Below are 15886 nucleotides of genomic sequence, written 5' to 3' on the forward strand. Positions count from 1 at the left end.
TGATTGACATAGACAATTTTTCGATGATTCTGGTTTTTACGTAGAAGGCGAAACCATTGATCTTTTCTGATTTTGAATATTTTGCCTTCTTTCTCTTTGTTTTTTTTACTGTTTGGTACCTTTTCCCATCCATCTTCACAGACCAAACGAAAGAAACTCGGATCTTGCATACCTTCCTCCTCGTCAGTAGTTATTTTTTCTACATGTCATGGGATTACCGATTCGGAGCTTTGATTTTACTTTCCACGGCCATTGATTATTACGTAGGCATCAAACTTTCAAACGAAACAAGAGAACGAGTTCGGTACTACCTTTTACTTTTTAGTTTGATCACAAACTTAGTGTTTATCCTTGGATTCTTTAAGTATTATAATTTTGTTGTGACGCAGATCAATTCCGTCACGGGTTTTGCGTTTGGGAGTGAATTTTTACCTGTCTTAAAGATCATACTCCCTGCAGGGATATCATTTTTTACCTTTCAATCTTTGTCCTATACGATTGATGTGTATAGAAAGGAAATCCCAGCAGAAAAGGATTTCATTCGTTTTGCATTGTTTGTGAGTTTTTTCCCTCAACTTGTGGCAGGACCCATTGTCACTGCTCGCACATTTATGCCCCAACTCTATACTCCCAAAAAACTGGAGGACATTGAGTTTCGTGTGGCAATTCGTTTTTTTATGTTAGGTTATTTTAAAAAAGCTGTTTTATCAGATATGGTTGCTCCCACCATTGATACCATTTATGCAAATCCAGCGGGACACCACGCCTATGCTTTGTTAATTGCCGCTGCACTCGGTGGAATCCAAGTGTATCTCGATTTTAGTGGGTATTCGGATATGGCCATAGGAAGTGCCATGTTACTGGGATACAAACTACCAACCAATTTTAATTTGCCTTTTATTGCCACATCGGTATCGGGATTTTGGCGCAGGTGGCACATGACACTCAATTCTTGGTTACGCGATTATATTTATATCCCGATGGGTGGAAGTCGTGTAACTTCCGTTCGACGTAAATTCAATTTATGGTTTACGATGTTTGTGAGTGGGGTTTGGCACGGAGCCCAGTGGACCTTTGTATTTTGGGGTTCCCTCAATGGTTTTTTTTATGTGTTAGAAGAGATTTGGAAAGAGTGGTTTCCGGACAAAAAAGAAACTGGTGGAGTTTCAAACTTTCGTTTGCTTGCGGTTCCCATTTGGTTATTTCAAAATATTCTCAATAACTCGATTTTCTTTTTGGGTGCGGTTTTTTTTCGTTCCCTCAGTTGGGAAAACGCTTGGATCCATTTAAAAGGGATTTTCCTTTTCCAAACAGGGAATTTAAGGCCTTATATGTGGAAAGACTTTCTTTGGATCATTGGATTTCTCACCCTCGGACATTTTGTAGGGTATTTTATCTTCGAAAAAGGTAAGGGGAAACAAATTCCCGCCAGTTTGGAATTTGCCATGTATCCCATCCTCTTCCTTGTCTTAAATTTAGCTACACCAGAAAACTCAGTTCCTTTTATCTACTTTCAATTCTGATTTGCTTTTTTCGTTTCCAATTCTAGGATTCTATGTAGTTTGTTGCTATGGAAAGTGAGCGAAGGCTTCCCAGAATTTCCCCCGGTGATTTTTCCGAGTTCGAAGTCCATTTGGACCTCGAGGGAATTACCCTTTTTGGAAAATTAGGAAACATTTCAGAGGAAGGCCTTTGTTTTTTGGGTGAGGATGACTTACTCAGTGATGAAATTGAGTCCCAAGTTTTGGGAAGCATCGTTTGGTCAAAGGGCACAAAACGATTGTTTTTTGAGGGAACCATTATGTGGGCCCAAACTTCTAAAATCAAAAACGTAATTTATCACATTGCAGGGATCCAATTTTTAGAAAAAATCAATTTAACTGATTCAATGCTTGCAAGAAGTTTGGAGATCAAATGAAAATCTTATTACTTGGTGGGACGGGGCTTGTCGGCAAACAAGTGTTACTTTCTCTACTTTTCTACCCTCAAATCAAAAAAGTGATCGTTTGGGCAAGGAATTTTGAAACTTCTTCCAAACCCAATTTGCCTATTGAAGTAGTAAAAGCTTCTTGGGATGATTTCCAATCAGGAAAGGTAAGTATTCCTGAAGGGATTGATGCTGTGTTTTGTTGTTTGGGAACCACCATTGGTAAGGCGGGTGGTCCAGACCAATTCCGAGAGATTGATTTTGATTATCCATTACTTGCAGCAAGACAAACCAAAGAAAAAAAGATCCCTGGATTTTATATCATTACAGCCATGGGTTCCGATCCCAATTCTCTTATCTTTTACAACCGGGTCAAAGGAGAATTGGAATCTGAACTGAAAATCCTTAAGATCCCTTTTTTGGGAATTTTTAGGCCTTCGTTACTCATCGGGGAACGAAATGAATTTCGGATGGGAGAAAAAATAGGAGAAATGGTAGGATCCTTCATTCCTTTTGGGTTACTTGGTTTAAAAAAATTCAAACCAATCCCTGCCGAGTATGTGGCCAAATCAATGATTTATTCATTGTTACATGACAAACCTACAAATGAAACTCATCCAATTGTAAAAATTTATGAAAACGATACCCTATGGGAGATCGGTAAGGACCATTCTTTTTGATTCCAGACAACAAACAAAAACCCTATTCGAAAACCAAATACATCATTTTAAGTTACGTCGTTCACTTCATCGTGAGAGTTTGGTATCTATTCATTCGCAACCAGAAGTTCATCATTCCAGAGGAATCGGCTAAGGTAATCGAACAAGGAAGGGACTACATCATTGCCGTTTTCCATGAAACTACCCTTTCTTTATACCGCCATGCAACACAATATTTAAAACGAAAGAAAAAAGCGGATATGGTGGCACTTGTGTCTCAATCCAAAGATGGAGAGATCATCCACCAAACCTTTGCTCGCTCTGGCCTTCGTTCGGTTCGTGGTTCTTCGACAAGGGGTGGAACGGGTGCCTTTCGGAATATTTTAAAAGAAATGAAAAAAGGGGCAGTTCCCATTTTTACCGTGGATGGACCAAAGGGTCCGAGAAAGGAAGTGAAACCCGGTGTGATAGTGACTGCCTCTCTCACAGGGTTTCCCATTTTGTATCTGCATTCTTGTTATGACAGGGCTTATGTTTTCAAAAGTTGGGACCGCCATTTTTTCCCAAAATTTGGGGCACGGCTTTTCATCCAATATGGCAAACCATTCCATGTTCCCAAAGGCCTCTCTGAAAGCCAAATCGACGAATATGCAAAAAAATTAGAACAAGAAATGCAGGCCAATGCGGATTCCTTGGAATCCTATGTGCGTGGACTCTTTCCTGACAATTCTATTGACGTACCACCTAAAAACGAAAGTTTAACCAAGTAAGGTAAAAAATATGTCCTCTCTAAAAAACTATATCTTCACTTCCGAGTCCGTATCCGAAGGACACCCAGACAAAGTCTGTGACCAAATTTCTGATGCCATTCTCGATGCGTATTTAGCCCAAGATCCCAAATCTCGTGTAGCTTGCGAAACTCTTGTCACAACAAACCTAGTTGTCATCGCCGGAGAAATCACAAGTAAAGGAAAAGTTGACACCCAAGAAATCGCTCGTGATGTGATTCGTAAAATTGGTTACAACGACATCAATATGTACTTTGATGCAGACTTCGCTGTGGTTTCCTCACATGTACACGCACAATCTCCAGACATTGCCCAAGGGGTAAATGAAGGGGAAGGTTTACACACAGAACAAGGTGCTGGTGACCAAGGTTTGATGTTCGGTTTTGCAATCGCAGAAACACCTGAATTAATGCCTGCTCCTTTGTATTACTCTCACAAGTTGCTCGAACATTTATCTGAACTTCGCCACACAAACAAAATTGAATGGCTTCGTCCTGATGCAAAATCACAAGTCACCATCCAATACGAAGATGGAAAACCAAAACGTGTTGATACAGTGGTAATCTCCACACAACACAAACCTGGTGTGACTCATAAACAAATCGAAGAAGCAGTGATCGAAGAGTGTATCAAAAAAATGATACCTAAAGAACTTCTTGTTAACACTCGTTATTTCATCAATCCAACTGGTAAGTTTGAAATCGGTGGCCCTCATGGTGATACTGGTCTTACAGGTCGTAAGATCATCGTTGATACTTACGGTGGAATGGGTCGTCACGGTGGTGGTGCTTTCTCTGGAAAGGATCCATCTAAAGTGGACAGATCTGCTGCCTATATGGGTCGTTACATCGCGAAAAACGTTGTAGCAGCTGGTCTTGCTCATAAATGTGAAGTGCAACTTGCATATGCAATTGGTGTTGCTGAACCGGTATCGGTTCTTGTTGATACATTTGGTACGGGAACAATTTCTGATGAAGAAATTGCAAAACGAGTACTTGCAAATTTCAAACTCACTCCGAAAGGAATTGTGGATGGTTTGGATCTCCTTGGAAAAGGAAGAAAATACCAAGAAACTGCTGCTTACGGTCACTTCGGTAGAACAGGAAGTACATTCACTTGGGAAAAAACTGACAAAGCAGAAGCTTTAAAAAAAGGATAATCATGGGAGCACCTAGCCAATCAACAGCGGACAAAAAAGCAACAAGAGATGCATACGGCGAAGCCTTAGTTGAGTTAGGTGCATCCAGACAAGATGTGGTGGTTTTAGATGCGGATCTTTCCGGATCCACTAAAACTGCTGACTTCAAAAAGAAATACCCTGAACGATTTTTTAACGTTGGTGTCGCAGAACAAAACTTAGTTGGTCATGCGGCAGGGCTTGCCTTATCTGGTTTTGTGCCATTTGCCTCCAGTTTTGCCATGTTTTTATCCGGCCGAGCATGGGAAGTGGTGCGAAATAGTGTCGTATACCCAAAGTTAAACGTAAAACTTGTTGCCTCTCATGGTGGGATCACTGTGGGTGAAGATGGTGCTTCTCACCAATGTATCGAAGATTTTGCCATTATGCGTGTCATTCCCGAAATGACTGTCATTTGTCCTTCGGACTTTAATGAAACGAAACAAGTGATCCATGCAATTGCTGACTACAAAGGACCTGTTTATGTAAGAGTGGGCCGTCCTGCCATTCCTGTGATCGAAAGAGAAAACTACAAATTCCAAATTGGGAAAGCAGAAGTGATTTCGGAAGGAAAAGACGTTTGTATCATTGCAAACGGTGTGATGGTCAACGAGGCCATGACGGCAGTGACCCTTCTCAAAGAAAAAGGGATCAATGCCACCCTTCTCAATATGGCAACCATCAAACCTTTGGACAAAGAAACCATAGTCGCCAAAGCAAAAGAATGTGGTGCAGTCGTGACTTGTGAAGAACACAATGTCATTGGTGGACTTGGTTCTGCCGTCTCGGAACTTTTATCAGAAGAATTCCCCGTACCAGTGATCAAAGTTGGGATGAAGGATAGTTTTGGAAAATCAGGAACTTGGAGTGGTTTACTCGATTATTTTGGTCTCCGTGCCAAAGATGTAGTTTCCCACGCGGAACTTGCCATTTCCAAAAAGAAAAAATAGGTTTAGGGCTTCGGTGATGGCCAGTTCCGGAGCGTCTCAACCTACAATTTTAGAAGAAACTGAAATCAAACCCCACAAAGTAGGTGGCCCTTGGAAAGTCGTTTTGTGGGATGATGACCACCATACCTATGAGTATGTCATTGAGATGCTCATGGATGTTTGCCAAATGACTTGGGAAAAAGCCTTCCAACACGCCGTCGAAGTTGACACTCGTAAAAAAACCATCGTCTTTTCTGGAGAATTAGAACACGCTGAATTCATCCACGAACGAATCTTAGGTTATGGACCCGACCCTCGGATGAGTTCATCAAAAGGATCCATGACAGCAACTTTGGAACAATGAATCTTTTCTAACGTAATTGGTTTTATGTTTCTGCTTTGGTTTCCCTCAATTCGCAAACACCAAAAGTTTTACATCTTACGTTCTAGGGCATAATTCCTTTCTGGAACAAGAAGGGATGAAACCGATTCATTGGTATCAATTTTGATATTGGTGATTGGGTTGTAGGTATCTAACATGGTTTCCCCATCAACTATGAATTGGTAATGGTATTCACCAGGCAGGAGTTTTTTCTCTAATGTAAAAACTCCTTTCCTATCTTTTTTCAAAAAATCGTGTTCTGGGTTCCAATCGTTGAAATTCCCAACCACTCGAACCACTTCGGCATGGGGTAAATAAATTTGGAATTTTACAGTGCGTAAGTCTCTTTCTTCGTTTTCAGAATCTTCTAAAACCATCGTTTTGGTCTGTCTGTCTGTGTCTTTGGATTCCAATACAAATCTTGAATAATAAGAACCAGATCCATCTTCCACCTTATCGAAGTTTTCTGGGTCATATGTGAGAAGGCCATTCACCCTAAATTTATATTCATAAACAGGATCATCTTCATAATTCTCTTTGATTTGGTTAGGTTCGATGACGGTATAGTAAATCCCGTATTGGTTCCGTTTCATTTCGGCACATTCCCAATTGTTGAAACTACCACAAATTTCTACGGATTCATCTCTTAGGCCATTGTAGGTAAATAAAATTCCGCGGTGCATTAAATTCCCACTGGAAACATAAGATTCCACATCAAGATAACGGATGTAACGTGGAGCGATGTTTTTCTTTAAACTTTCCAGTTGCCAGAGGTAATACACTGTGTCCTGGTCTTCGGTTTCATCTGACATTTCCAGTTCACCTGAGGAAAAACTACCAATCCAATCCATCCCTTCGTCGGCAAAAATTCCAATACCGGTCAAAAAGAGTAAAATGAGGGCGATTCGGATGAATTTGGATTGCAACATGATTTGGTCGTCTCTAAAGTCCTTTGTCTTTATTTTCGGCAGGATTGAAAAAAGAGAGTGAAAGGTTTTTTTCTCTTAGAACGATCTGACATAATAAAAAAAATATTCTGTCATTTTCAGAAGGGGCCGATAATTCATTAGGAATAGACCTTCGCAATGGCTGAGCCACAAGATAAATTGAGTCCGGAAGAAATCACACAAATCGAGACGATGTTTTCGGCTCTCAATAAAAATCCTATGTCCTCGGAAGAACTCAATCCGATGGCGAAGGTCCTACGCGAGAAACTCGGTTATACAAATCCTTTTTCCGGATCCGAGGGACAAGAACCCTCTGATGAGGAAACAAACGATGCCCTCCCCGATGATTTCGGTGGGGATGACGAAGGCCAAACAGACAACGCGGATCCATTTGCCGGCTTAGACGATGATGATGATTTTGGCCCACCTAAACTTTCTAGTTCCCAACCAGAAGAAGATGATGGCATCGATTTAGATGAACTATTAGGGGAAGATACCCCAAAACCAAAAGAACCAACTTTAGAGGAACCTTCCGATTTTGATGATTTCGGAATGGATGCACCGGCCGAAGACCTCTCAAACGAGGAGGACCCGTTTGCACCGGCTAAGGAAGCAGAAGGAGCTGATCCTTTTGCAAATCTTGATTCTCCAAGTGACACAGGCACAGAAGCCAGTGATGATCCATTTGCCAATTTAGATGCCATAGATGAAGCTCCCATTGAGGAGACAAAGCCAACTGAGTTTGGTGATGATCCATTTGCGAATTTAGGAGGAGATGACGACTCTACTCCTAAAACTACCGACGAAGACTTGTTTGCTGGTTTTGATACTGGTGCAGATGAAACAGAGGCAACGTCTGATGATTTTGATTTTGGATCGGGAACGGAAACTCCGGCAGGAGATGATCCCTTTGCCGATATGGGATCCACTCCCACAGATTCTGATCCTGGTGCAGGATTTGGGGATGACCCATTTGCAAGTTTAGACACTCCTTCTTCTAGCGTCGGAGGTGGTGATGATCCATTTGGAGATCTTTCCACACCTTCCTCAACCGGTGAATCTTCGTTTGGTGATGATCCTTTTGCGGATATGGGATCAACTGCCCCAAGTTCAGGCTCTGATACTGGGTTTGGCGATGATCCATTCGGAAGTATGGATTCACCTGCCGAACCATCGAGGGAGCAAGAACCTGCTGACATCGGCGGTGGATTCGATGACCCGTTTGGCGACCTTGGTGTGGGCATGGAACCACCAAGCCTTGATGACGATCTTGCTGCACCTTCCTTTGATGACTTGGCACCTTCTATTGATGATATGCCAGTTTCTTCCATGGACGACTTCGGTGGAAATGATGAAGGACCTGGTGGGTTTGAAGAAGACCTCATGTCTCTTGGCAAAGAGGATGAACCAGATGAATCTCTCGAAGCAAATTTAACGGATGAAGAGCTCGCAGTCATCCAATCTGAATTACTTCGTTACCCTCCGAAATTACGAAGGACAATCATTGATACGATTGTTAACCAAAGGATTCCTGTTCGGAACCAAAAAGAAATCATCGAGCTCATCAAGGCCCAACAAAAACCTGAAGACATTGCGAGTTTCTTAAGTGGACTACTTGGTGAAAGAGTTGAACTCAGTGATTCCAGTGGAAAGTTTGCGGCAGATGGTGTTCCCATCATTGCGAGTAAAGATGCTTACACCAAAGAAGGAGCAGCTCGTAAACGTGAGTTAATCAGAAGGACCATTTTATCTTCTGCCGCCGCTATCTTTTTGGTATTTGGAATTGTGACTTTATGGAAGTATGTGATTGTTCCATACCGAGCCAAAGCCCAATACGCACTTGGCCTTGAAAAAATCGAAGAATATAGTTATGAAACTGATGCCTTAGAAAAGAAAAAATTACTTGCTGATGCAGAAAATTATTTCATCAAAGGGGAAGAAATATTCCCACATAACTTAGAGTTTCTCAATAAATATTGTACAGCATATACCAAAGCCGGACTTTACGAACGTGCCTTTGAAAAATGTTTTGGGAAAGTTGAACCTGATTTTGGTTACGAACCAGAAGACAAAGAACACAAACGAGCTTGGGAAAACCGAAAAGAAGTACCAAACATTAGTTTTGCGAAAAAAACAGAATGGAATGACGCTGGTGTAGAAACCGCAGGGCGTCGTCCACTTCCCGAACTTGCATTTTACCTAACGTCCCAAGACAAAGTACCAAGAAAGGTATTAAAAGCGGGAGCCTACATCGCATCTCGTCTCAAATACAATGTCCATGACATTGATACCTACATTGCACTTGGAACCTTCCATTCGTTCCATAGAAAAGATTTTATCGAAGTCCCTTCTGGTAGTAATCGCAAAAAATACAAAAACGATCACCTTGCCATTGAATACTTCAAACGTGTTTTTACGGATGGCGGAGACCCTGACAATGTAGATGCAATTGCCGGTATTGCAAAAATTTTCTACAACAAACAAGAGTTTGGAACAGCTGTTAAATACTATAATGATATCATTGAAAAGTATCCAAAAAATCCAATTGGCCACGGTGGGATTTTATCTACTTATATCGAAATGTGGAAACGTGATAAAAATCCACAGTATGTCTTAAACCACCATAGACAGGTACGAAATGCTTTAAACATTGAGGATGAACTTTCTCTTTTTGTATTGGCAAAACTTGCATCTTTCTATATTGATTTGGATTCGGAAGAAGTAAGAATCAAATACAACATCAACCCTGAAGACCAAGTCACAGGTATGGAAATTGATGATAACGTAGAATACCTTTTGAACATTGCCTATGGCAAAGATGGTGGATCAAAGTTTGCTGAAGGTTATTACCAAAGAGCTCGTTTTTATTTTAAAAAGGAAGAAGCAGCTCGTGCCTTAAAACAATTAGAACTTGCTTCCACGTACGATATTAGGCATTATTTGGCTGTTTTACTCATGGCGGAGTACTACATCCAAACAGAAAATTATGATGAAGCAGTGAAATTGTTACGTGAGTCTGATGATCGATACCAAAACTATAGAGATCGATTGGGAGAAAGAGATGAGGATGAAACCTTACTCGAAGGAAGCCCAGGTAGGATTTCTTTTAACCTTGGTAAAATCCAATTTTTGGAAGCAGCAGGAATCAACAAAACAGACAATATACGAGAGTTCCCTGGCAAAAAAATCTATCCAGAACGAAGCATTGGAACACTTTCTTATGAAGAAAAGGAAAGGAGAAATGGTCTCTTCATGGCACGCGAATCATTCCTTGCTGCCCTTGATCGTGATATCACAAAGGATCCAAAAATTGTAAGAGAATGTTATTATTACTTAGGTTGGATTGATTACAACCACGGAGATTTTGCACAAAGTTTGGATTTTTGGGCAGAGTTACCGGAAGAAGATATTTACAATAACCCTACCTTATTGTTTGGAAAGGGAAATGCATTTTATTATACAAGACAATACAATGCAGCACTCGGCAACTATCTCAAGTTAAAGGATGATTTTGAACTTAAAGAACAAAGTTTAGGTAGAATTGACACAGAAAACTCAGATCACAGAGAAGTTTATGAAACCTTAACTGCACTTTATAATAATATAGGTGCCGTTTACGAGAAAAAACAAGATACCATTAATGCTTTAAAATACTATTGGAAAGCAATGGAAACAGCACGAAAAATTGGATCAGTTAGTGAGATTGCAAACTCTAATAAAGACTTGGTGTTTGCACGTGCGAAATTAGATAGGGAACCACTGCTTGAGGATTGGCTTGCACCAACACTTGACAGGTTGGCACAAATCAAAAAGTAAAATCTAGTTATTTGCGAAATCTTTCGCGAATGCCAAGTAAAAAAAAGTAAAAAGTTTCCCACATACGTCGGATACGATACGGTCTTGCGATGATTCTCCATAACCAAATAAGACCACGTTCCTTAAACCATTCAGGGGCTTTTTTGTCAGCACCAGATAACATGTCTAAGGCGCCACCCACACCAATCACAACAGCTTTACCGAAGTAACCCGTATTGTTTTCGATCCAAATTTCTTGTTCTGGAAAGTCCATCGCAAGAAAGATAATGTCTGGTCCTGTTTTACGAATCGCTTCTTTCACTCGCATCTCACGTTGTCGGTCTAGATGGCCAGCGTGCCTACCAACGATTCGAACCTTTGGAAAGTGCCGTGTAAGATTAAAATAAATACGTTCTACGATTTCGTCTTTTGCACCAAAGATAAATGCTGTGAATTCTTTGAGTTCGGCAAGTCGAATGAGATCCATCATAACGGCAATAGGAGTTACACGTTCTTTCAAACGGCCTTTTGTCATCCAACCGATCCCCGCACCTTCTACCAAAATGGTGCCAGCTTTTTCTGCAATGCGGTGGAGCGTTTTTTTAGGACGCATCCTCATCAGTTTGATGGGATCCAAAAATAAAACATGGTGCATGCCTTCTTTTTTCTCAAGCACGCGAAAGAGTTTGGCAATCGCTTCGTCCGTTGTGACGTTATCGATCGGAATTCCCAATACATTTAAGGTCTCCAATTTGGAAACATCGATATTTTGGTACTCGAGTAGTATATCCCTTTCGTCTTTTGAGGAATTGTGAACGATTTCGCTCAATTGCTTCATGTAGCCAGGTTTTCCTTTCCTATCTAAAGCATTATGTCCAGTACCCTGTCTTGTCGCCTCTAAATTTTTAAAAACTTTCGTTTTTTCACTTGGATTGGAACGAAGAGAACGAGAAAAAGTATCAAAATGTTTTTACGATATCGTTTTCTCCTTTTGGCCCTCTTCCTTCTCTCAAGCGCAAGTTATGCGGAAAAAATTTCCATATTTGGAACCATTCAAAATGGTACGACAAAAGGATTGGGAAAGGCAGACTCCATCCGGATGTTGGCTTTACAAGGTGCGATGGTGCCTCTTTCTGAAATAGGCCCTCAAAACGGAAAATTTCGATTTCCCGAGATGGATTTGCCGGAAGGGGCACCGATACTTTTGCAAATCCAATACCAAGGCGTAAATTATAATAAAATGATCCCGCCAACCACACAGTTTCGTACTTCTCCTCAAGAGGTGACAGTGTATGATACTGGTGCAAATCGTAAACAAATCGCCATCAAAAGTTTAATGCAGGTTATGCGAGAGAAAAAAGGCCTTCGTGTTTTTAAATTATTCCTGATTGATAACGTAAGTAATCCTCCTAAATCTTATGATCCGAAGGCTGGAGCTTTGGAGTATTCTGTAGCAAAAGAGGCAACGGAAATCATGGCACAACTCCAACAACCTGGGAGTAAAATGGCGATACCATTGGGAGTCCCAGAAGGGCCAAATGGAGGAAGGATTCTTGACCGCGCCGTATTACCAGGAAGTTCCGAATTACAAGTTTCCTATTTGATTCCGAATTCTGAAGTAAGTTTCAGCGAACGAATGTTAATTGAGTCGGAAAATGGTAAATATCCAATTTTTGTGAAACCACAAGATATGGAAGTGATCACAAATGAAAAAACTCCTGTAGTGAAACTCGAAAAAGATGTTCCGAAAGGCCTTAGTGCCTATGTTCTAAACACTCTTGAATTTGGTACTTCGGTTGAGTTCCAATTTAAAGGAGGGAAGGCACTTCCTTCGATGGCCAATTCTCCGAATCCAGAAATTTGGAATGGATCCATATTAACAAGTTGGGACCTATCGGTTTTTGCTGTCATTGGATTTTTGGGACTTCTATTCACACTCTCATTTATTTTTGTCTATCGCAAACAAACAGAAAGGAAAAACAATTTATGAACCAAAAAAAATCAAAACAAGAAACCACCTACCTTCGGTTTTTTGGTCTTGCCGAACTTGTGAATCATGGTGCCAGAGGGATTTTGGCTTTCTGGATGATCATGGGTATGGCATTTTTCCTGTTTGGTGACCAAAACTTAATCGCACCCAATATGAAAAATATTGGAGCTTCTCTTGGAATAACGGATCCAAATGAAGTAGATTGGAAGTTTGGTGGAATCATTCCTGTTTTGTTTTTTATCCTTGGTGGACTTGTTTCGCTTTCTATGGGATACTTATCGCAAGCATTTTCTCGCAAACATTTGTTAGTTGCGACTGTACTTTTGGGTGAGATACCTTGTTTTTTAACAGCATACGCCGAAAACTATGATCAGTTTTTGATTTTAAGAACCTTATGTGGTTTTGGCCTTGGTGGGATATTCCCTTTACTTTTTAGTTTGATTGGAGATTATTTTTCGAGCCAATCAAGAGCGATTGCGACAGGTTATGTTTCTCTTGCGATGGGGTTAGGTGTTGGAGTAGGGCAGTTGTTAGGTGGTATTTTGGGTGGTGCAGATCCAATTAACGGATGGAGGACATCATTTATTTATATGTCTGTTCCTTCCTTTTTCTTTGTCGGTATCTATATGTTGTTTTGTAAAGAACCAAAACGTGGTGGGGCAGAAGAGGTAGGTGTCGACGAACTATCACACAAAATCACACTCAAAGACTTCAAACTTTTATTTGAAAACAAAACAAATTTAGGGGCATTTTTACAAGGTTTGCCAGGTTGTATTCCTTGGGGTGTTTTTTTTGTTTATTTGGCCGATTACTATGAACACACATACCACCTAACAAAAGAAGTATCTGCAGGTATGATTACCTTTGCCGCGATTGGAATCTTCATTGGAACTTTTTTTGGTGGGGTGCTCGGCCAATTTTTATATAATATTAAAAAAACTTACCAACCTCTACTTTGTATGGGCACAACCTTTTTTGGTGTTTTTCCCGCGATCCTTCTGTTGTATGCATTTGATATTGTTCCACACATGGGTCTCTTTATCGCTTTGAATATTGTAACTGGGATTCTGATTTCTGTAACTGGCCCAAATGTTCGAGCGGTTTTACTCAATGTAAATGAACCAAAGTCAAGAAGTGCTATCTTTTCTATTTACAACCTAACAGATGATTTAGGGAAAGGGCTTGGACCTGTGATGTCAGCTGTCATTCTCGGGCTCACTCCTGATCGTGGCCTTGCACTATCCATCTCCATCCTTTTTTGGATACCATGTGCTTTGGCATGGTTTTTGGTTTTCTTCAATTATGAAAAAGATGAAGCGAATATGCATTTGATGATGAAACAAAATGTTTCATAGCCATTGGCTATGGATTCACAGTTTCATTTGAAATTGAAATCGGATTAGAAATAGAAATATGCAGACCAAACACAATTTACTCGATATTGAAGGGACAACCGCACCAATTGCCTTTGTCCATGAAGTTCTTTTCCCTTATGCAAAAAAGCACATCCATTCCTTTTTGGGGAAGTACCAGTTTGCAGAAGTGAAATGGAAAGAGATTCAAATGGAATTCCAAAAAGATTTCTCTAGCCAAGACCCATCGTTACTTGAGAAATTTTCAGAAAAAAATTTGGATCCAAAGGATTTGTTAAGAGAATCTTCCATTGGACTAACAAACGGATTGGTTTCTACTTATTTCGAATATCTCATCGAAAAGGATCGCAAATTTGGCCCATTGAAAGAAGTCCAAGGAAAAATCTGGAAATTAGGGTATGAGTCGGGCGAAATCAAAAGTACTGTGTATGAAGATGTTCCAAAATTTTTAGAATCAGCGATCCAATCTGGAATGCAAAACCATGTGTATTCCTCTGGTTCTGTCGAAGCACAAATATTGATTTATCAGTACTCAGTGTTAGGTGATTTGAGAGAGTATTTCACTTCCTATTTTGATACAGCAGTGGGTGGGAAAAGAGAAAAAGAAAGTTATGAGAGGATTGCCTCAACACTTGGTGCATCACCTAGCGAAATTCGTTTTTTTACGGACATTGCCGAAGAAGCGGAAGCTGCAAATGCCACCGGAATGGATGTGGTAATTTTAAATCGGCCTGGAAACCTCAAACAAAAACCACACCCTTTCCCTGTTTGGGATCATTTTTAAGTCAAAAACCAAACCCCAAAGGATCCGATCCCTATACAAATGGTGATCACTTCTACAAATACGATCAACCAAATCAGGATTCCACCAGGTGGGTACCAAATCAATTCGTCTTCATTTGTTTTGTGTTCTATTGATACTCCTTTTTGATAACATTGAATTCATATAATTGAATATTCAATTCAATTTATGTAAGGAGACGAACAAGGATTCGCTATTTAGGAATACCGTTCAAAATGAACGGTATTTCGGATTTTGAACAACGATCTAATTTATAATTTAATGATTCTAAAATTCATTTATTCAGATCAATATCTCATTTGAGAACCATGATATACTAAAAATTTAATTAGGACTTGATTAGAATCAATGCAATTTGTACAATCTGCACTTACATTTGTAAAATGGAAAAAAGGAGGTAAGGATGCTTTCAAAATCGCAAGCAAGGGCATTCTTTCTGGGTGGAACGTTTTTGTTCAGTGCAATCTTTGTGTTCCTCACAATCGATTCCGTGCGACAAAACGATGCCCGTACCAATGCGCAAAACTTAACGGAAGATGTGCGGAAAGGGAAAGAGATTTGGGAAAAAAACAATTGTATGGGTTGCCATACCTTACTTGGAGAAGGTGCTTATTATGCTCCTGATTTGACTAAAGTAGTCGAACGAAGGGGTGTTAGTTGGATCGATGTGTTTTTAGATGATCCACAAGCAATGTTCCCTGGGGAACGAAAAATGGTGAAATACAATTTTACCAAAGAAGAAAAAGGTCAGGTCATCGCCTTTTTGGATTGGGTTGGAGAGATTGATGCAAATGGTTGGCCTCCAAAACCAAATATCCCAGTTGATTCGATAGCAACAGCCGTACCTCCTCAAACTACAACAAACAGTATCAAACTAACCCAACCAGAAAAGTTTTCACAGCTTTGTGTCGCCTGTCATGCTGTAGGTGGCAAGGGTGGGAATGTGGGACCGGCACTTGACCATGTAGGATCAAAGTTTGATGCCGATTATCTCAATCGATGGTTGATTGATCCACAAGTGCTCAAACCGGGAACAAATATGCCTAAGTTACCGTTAAGTGATACAGAAAGAAAGGACATCGTCACTTATCTTTCTGCATTAAAATAAGGAGAAACA

Annotated in this window: 14 protein-coding genes; 12 read left to right on the forward strand and 2 right to left on the reverse strand. The window is 40.3% G+C overall.

Features of this window, described 5'->3' with window-relative positions; all coding sequences use genetic code 11:
• The first annotated feature begins 56 nt into the window (after window positions 1-56).
• The 7 genes from EHQ62_RS18015 (at window position 57) to EHQ62_RS18045 (ending at window position 5844) form a co-directional block, all read left to right on the forward strand.
• Entirely contained in the window at window positions 57-1523 is a 1467-nt protein-coding gene (locus EHQ62_RS18015; protein WP_135645431.1) for an MBOAT family O-acyltransferase, read from the forward strand.
• Between the two features lie 110 nt (window positions 1524-1633).
• A complete protein-coding gene (locus EHQ62_RS18020; protein ID WP_015676148.1) occupies window positions 1634-1918 on the forward strand; it encodes a PilZ domain-containing protein in 285 nt (94 codons plus the stop codon).
• Entirely contained in the window at window positions 1915-2607 is a 693-nt protein-coding gene (locus tag EHQ62_RS18025) for a Rossmann-fold NAD(P)-binding domain-containing protein (RefSeq protein ID WP_135645433.1), read from the forward strand. Before EHQ62_RS18020 ends, EHQ62_RS18025 begins: the two co-directional genes overlap by 4 nt.
• On the forward strand, window positions 2604-3356 hold the full coding sequence (locus tag EHQ62_RS18030; RefSeq protein WP_135645435.1) for a lysophospholipid acyltransferase family protein: 753 nt from the start codon (window positions 2604-2606) through the stop codon (window positions 3354-3356). Before EHQ62_RS18025 ends, EHQ62_RS18030 begins: the two co-directional genes overlap by 4 nt.
• A 10-nt stretch (window positions 3357-3366) precedes the next feature.
• Complete coding sequence (gene metK / locus EHQ62_RS18035) at window positions 3367-4533, forward strand: methionine adenosyltransferase (protein WP_135645438.1); 1167 nt, start codon at window positions 3367-3369, stop codon at window positions 4531-4533.
• A 2-nt stretch (window positions 4534-4535) separates the two neighbouring features.
• Window positions 4536-5501, forward strand: coding sequence for a transketolase family protein (locus tag EHQ62_RS18040; protein WP_135645440.1), 966 nt, complete (start codon window positions 4536-4538; stop codon window positions 5499-5501).
• Between the two features lie 16 nt (window positions 5502-5517).
• Window positions 5518-5844 carry an ATP-dependent Clp protease adaptor ClpS gene (locus tag EHQ62_RS18045; RefSeq protein WP_135645442.1) on the forward strand — a complete coding sequence of 109 codons (327 nt, stop codon included), beginning with the start codon at window positions 5518-5520 and terminating at the stop codon, window positions 5842-5844.
• Between the two features lie 68 nt (window positions 5845-5912).
• On the opposite strand, the gene EHQ62_RS18050 is transcribed toward EHQ62_RS18045, so the two are convergent.
• The gene (locus tag EHQ62_RS18050; protein ID WP_135645444.1) at window positions 5913-6791 is read right to left on the reverse strand and encodes a glycogen-binding domain-containing protein; all 879 of its coding nucleotides are present in this window, start codon (window positions 6789-6791) and stop codon (window positions 5913-5915) included.
• Between the two features lie 156 nt (window positions 6792-6947).
• Between EHQ62_RS18050 and EHQ62_RS18055 the strand changes: the two genes are divergently transcribed.
• Window positions 6948-10625 (forward strand): tetratricopeptide repeat protein, encoded by a 3678-nt coding sequence (locus EHQ62_RS18055; RefSeq protein ID WP_135645446.1) that lies wholly within the window; start codon window positions 6948-6950, stop codon window positions 10623-10625.
• A gap of 7 nt (window positions 10626-10632) precedes the next feature.
• On the opposite strand, the gene EHQ62_RS18060 is transcribed toward EHQ62_RS18055, so the two are convergent.
• The gene (locus EHQ62_RS18060; protein WP_135632526.1) at window positions 10633-11442 is read right to left on the reverse strand and encodes a WecB/TagA/CpsF family glycosyltransferase; all 810 of its coding nucleotides are present in this window, start codon (window positions 11440-11442) and stop codon (window positions 10633-10635) included.
• A 126-nt stretch (window positions 11443-11568) separates the two neighbouring features.
• On the opposite strand from EHQ62_RS18060, the gene EHQ62_RS18065 reads away from it, so the two are divergent.
• From EHQ62_RS18065 to EHQ62_RS18085, 4 genes are all read left to right on the forward strand, one after another.
• Window positions 11569-12594, forward strand: a complete 1026-nt coding sequence (locus tag EHQ62_RS18065; protein ID WP_135645448.1) for a hypothetical protein — start codon at window positions 11569-11571, stop codon at window positions 12592-12594.
• Window positions 12591-13949, forward strand: coding sequence for an MFS transporter (locus tag EHQ62_RS18070; RefSeq protein WP_135645450.1), 1359 nt, complete (start codon window positions 12591-12593; stop codon window positions 13947-13949). Before EHQ62_RS18065 ends, EHQ62_RS18070 begins: the two co-directional genes overlap by 4 nt.
• Before the next feature lie 58 nt (window positions 13950-14007).
• Window positions 14008-14751: an acireductone synthase gene (mtnC, locus tag EHQ62_RS18075; protein WP_135645452.1), complete on the forward strand. Its 744-nt coding sequence runs from the start codon at window positions 14008-14010 to the stop codon at window positions 14749-14751.
• A 421-nt stretch (window positions 14752-15172) separates the two neighbouring features.
• Entirely contained in the window at window positions 15173-15877 is a 705-nt protein-coding gene (locus EHQ62_RS18085) for a c-type cytochrome (RefSeq protein ID WP_135645454.1), read from the forward strand.
• The last annotated feature ends 9 nt before the right edge of the window (window positions 15878-15886 follow it).

The sequence above is a fragment of the Leptospira jelokensis genome, from assembly GCF_004769635.1.
Taxonomy (GTDB): domain Bacteria; phylum Spirochaetota; class Leptospiria; order Leptospirales; family Leptospiraceae; genus Leptospira_A; species Leptospira_A jelokensis.

Excerpts from the sequence above, each read along its gene's own strand:
- EHQ62_RS18025 (WP_135645433.1), top strand. The coding sequence starts at position 1,915 with ATGAAAATCTTATTACTTGGTGGGACGGGGCTTGTCGGCAAACAAGTG.
- metK (WP_135645438.1), top strand. The coding sequence starts at position 3,367 with ATGTCCTCTCTAAAAAACTATATCTTCACTTCCGAGTCCGTATCCGAA.
- EHQ62_RS18040 (WP_135645440.1), top strand. The coding sequence starts at position 4,536 with ATGGGAGCACCTAGCCAATCAACAGCGGACAAAAAAGCAACAAGAGAT.
- EHQ62_RS18045 (WP_135645442.1), top strand. The coding sequence starts at position 5,518 with ATGGCCAGTTCCGGAGCGTCTCAACCTACAATTTTAGAAGAAACTGAA.
- EHQ62_RS18050 (WP_135645444.1), bottom strand. The coding sequence starts at position 6,791 with ATGTTGCAATCCAAATTCATCCGAATCGCCCTCATTTTACTCTTTTTG.
- EHQ62_RS18055 (WP_135645446.1), top strand. The coding sequence starts at position 6,948 with ATGGCTGAGCCACAAGATAAATTGAGTCCGGAAGAAATCACACAAATC.
- EHQ62_RS18060 (WP_135632526.1), bottom strand. The coding sequence starts at position 11,442 with ATGAAGCAATTGAGCGAAATCGTTCACAATTCCTCAAAAGACGAAAGG.
- EHQ62_RS18065 (WP_135645448.1), top strand. The coding sequence starts at position 11,569 with ATGTTTTTACGATATCGTTTTCTCCTTTTGGCCCTCTTCCTTCTCTCA.
- EHQ62_RS18070 (WP_135645450.1), top strand. The coding sequence starts at position 12,591 with ATGAACCAAAAAAAATCAAAACAAGAAACCACCTACCTTCGGTTTTTT.
- mtnC (WP_135645452.1), top strand. The coding sequence starts at position 14,008 with ATGCAGACCAAACACAATTTACTCGATATTGAAGGGACAACCGCACCA.
- EHQ62_RS18085 (WP_135645454.1), top strand. The coding sequence starts at position 15,173 with ATGCTTTCAAAATCGCAAGCAAGGGCATTCTTTCTGGGTGGAACGTTT.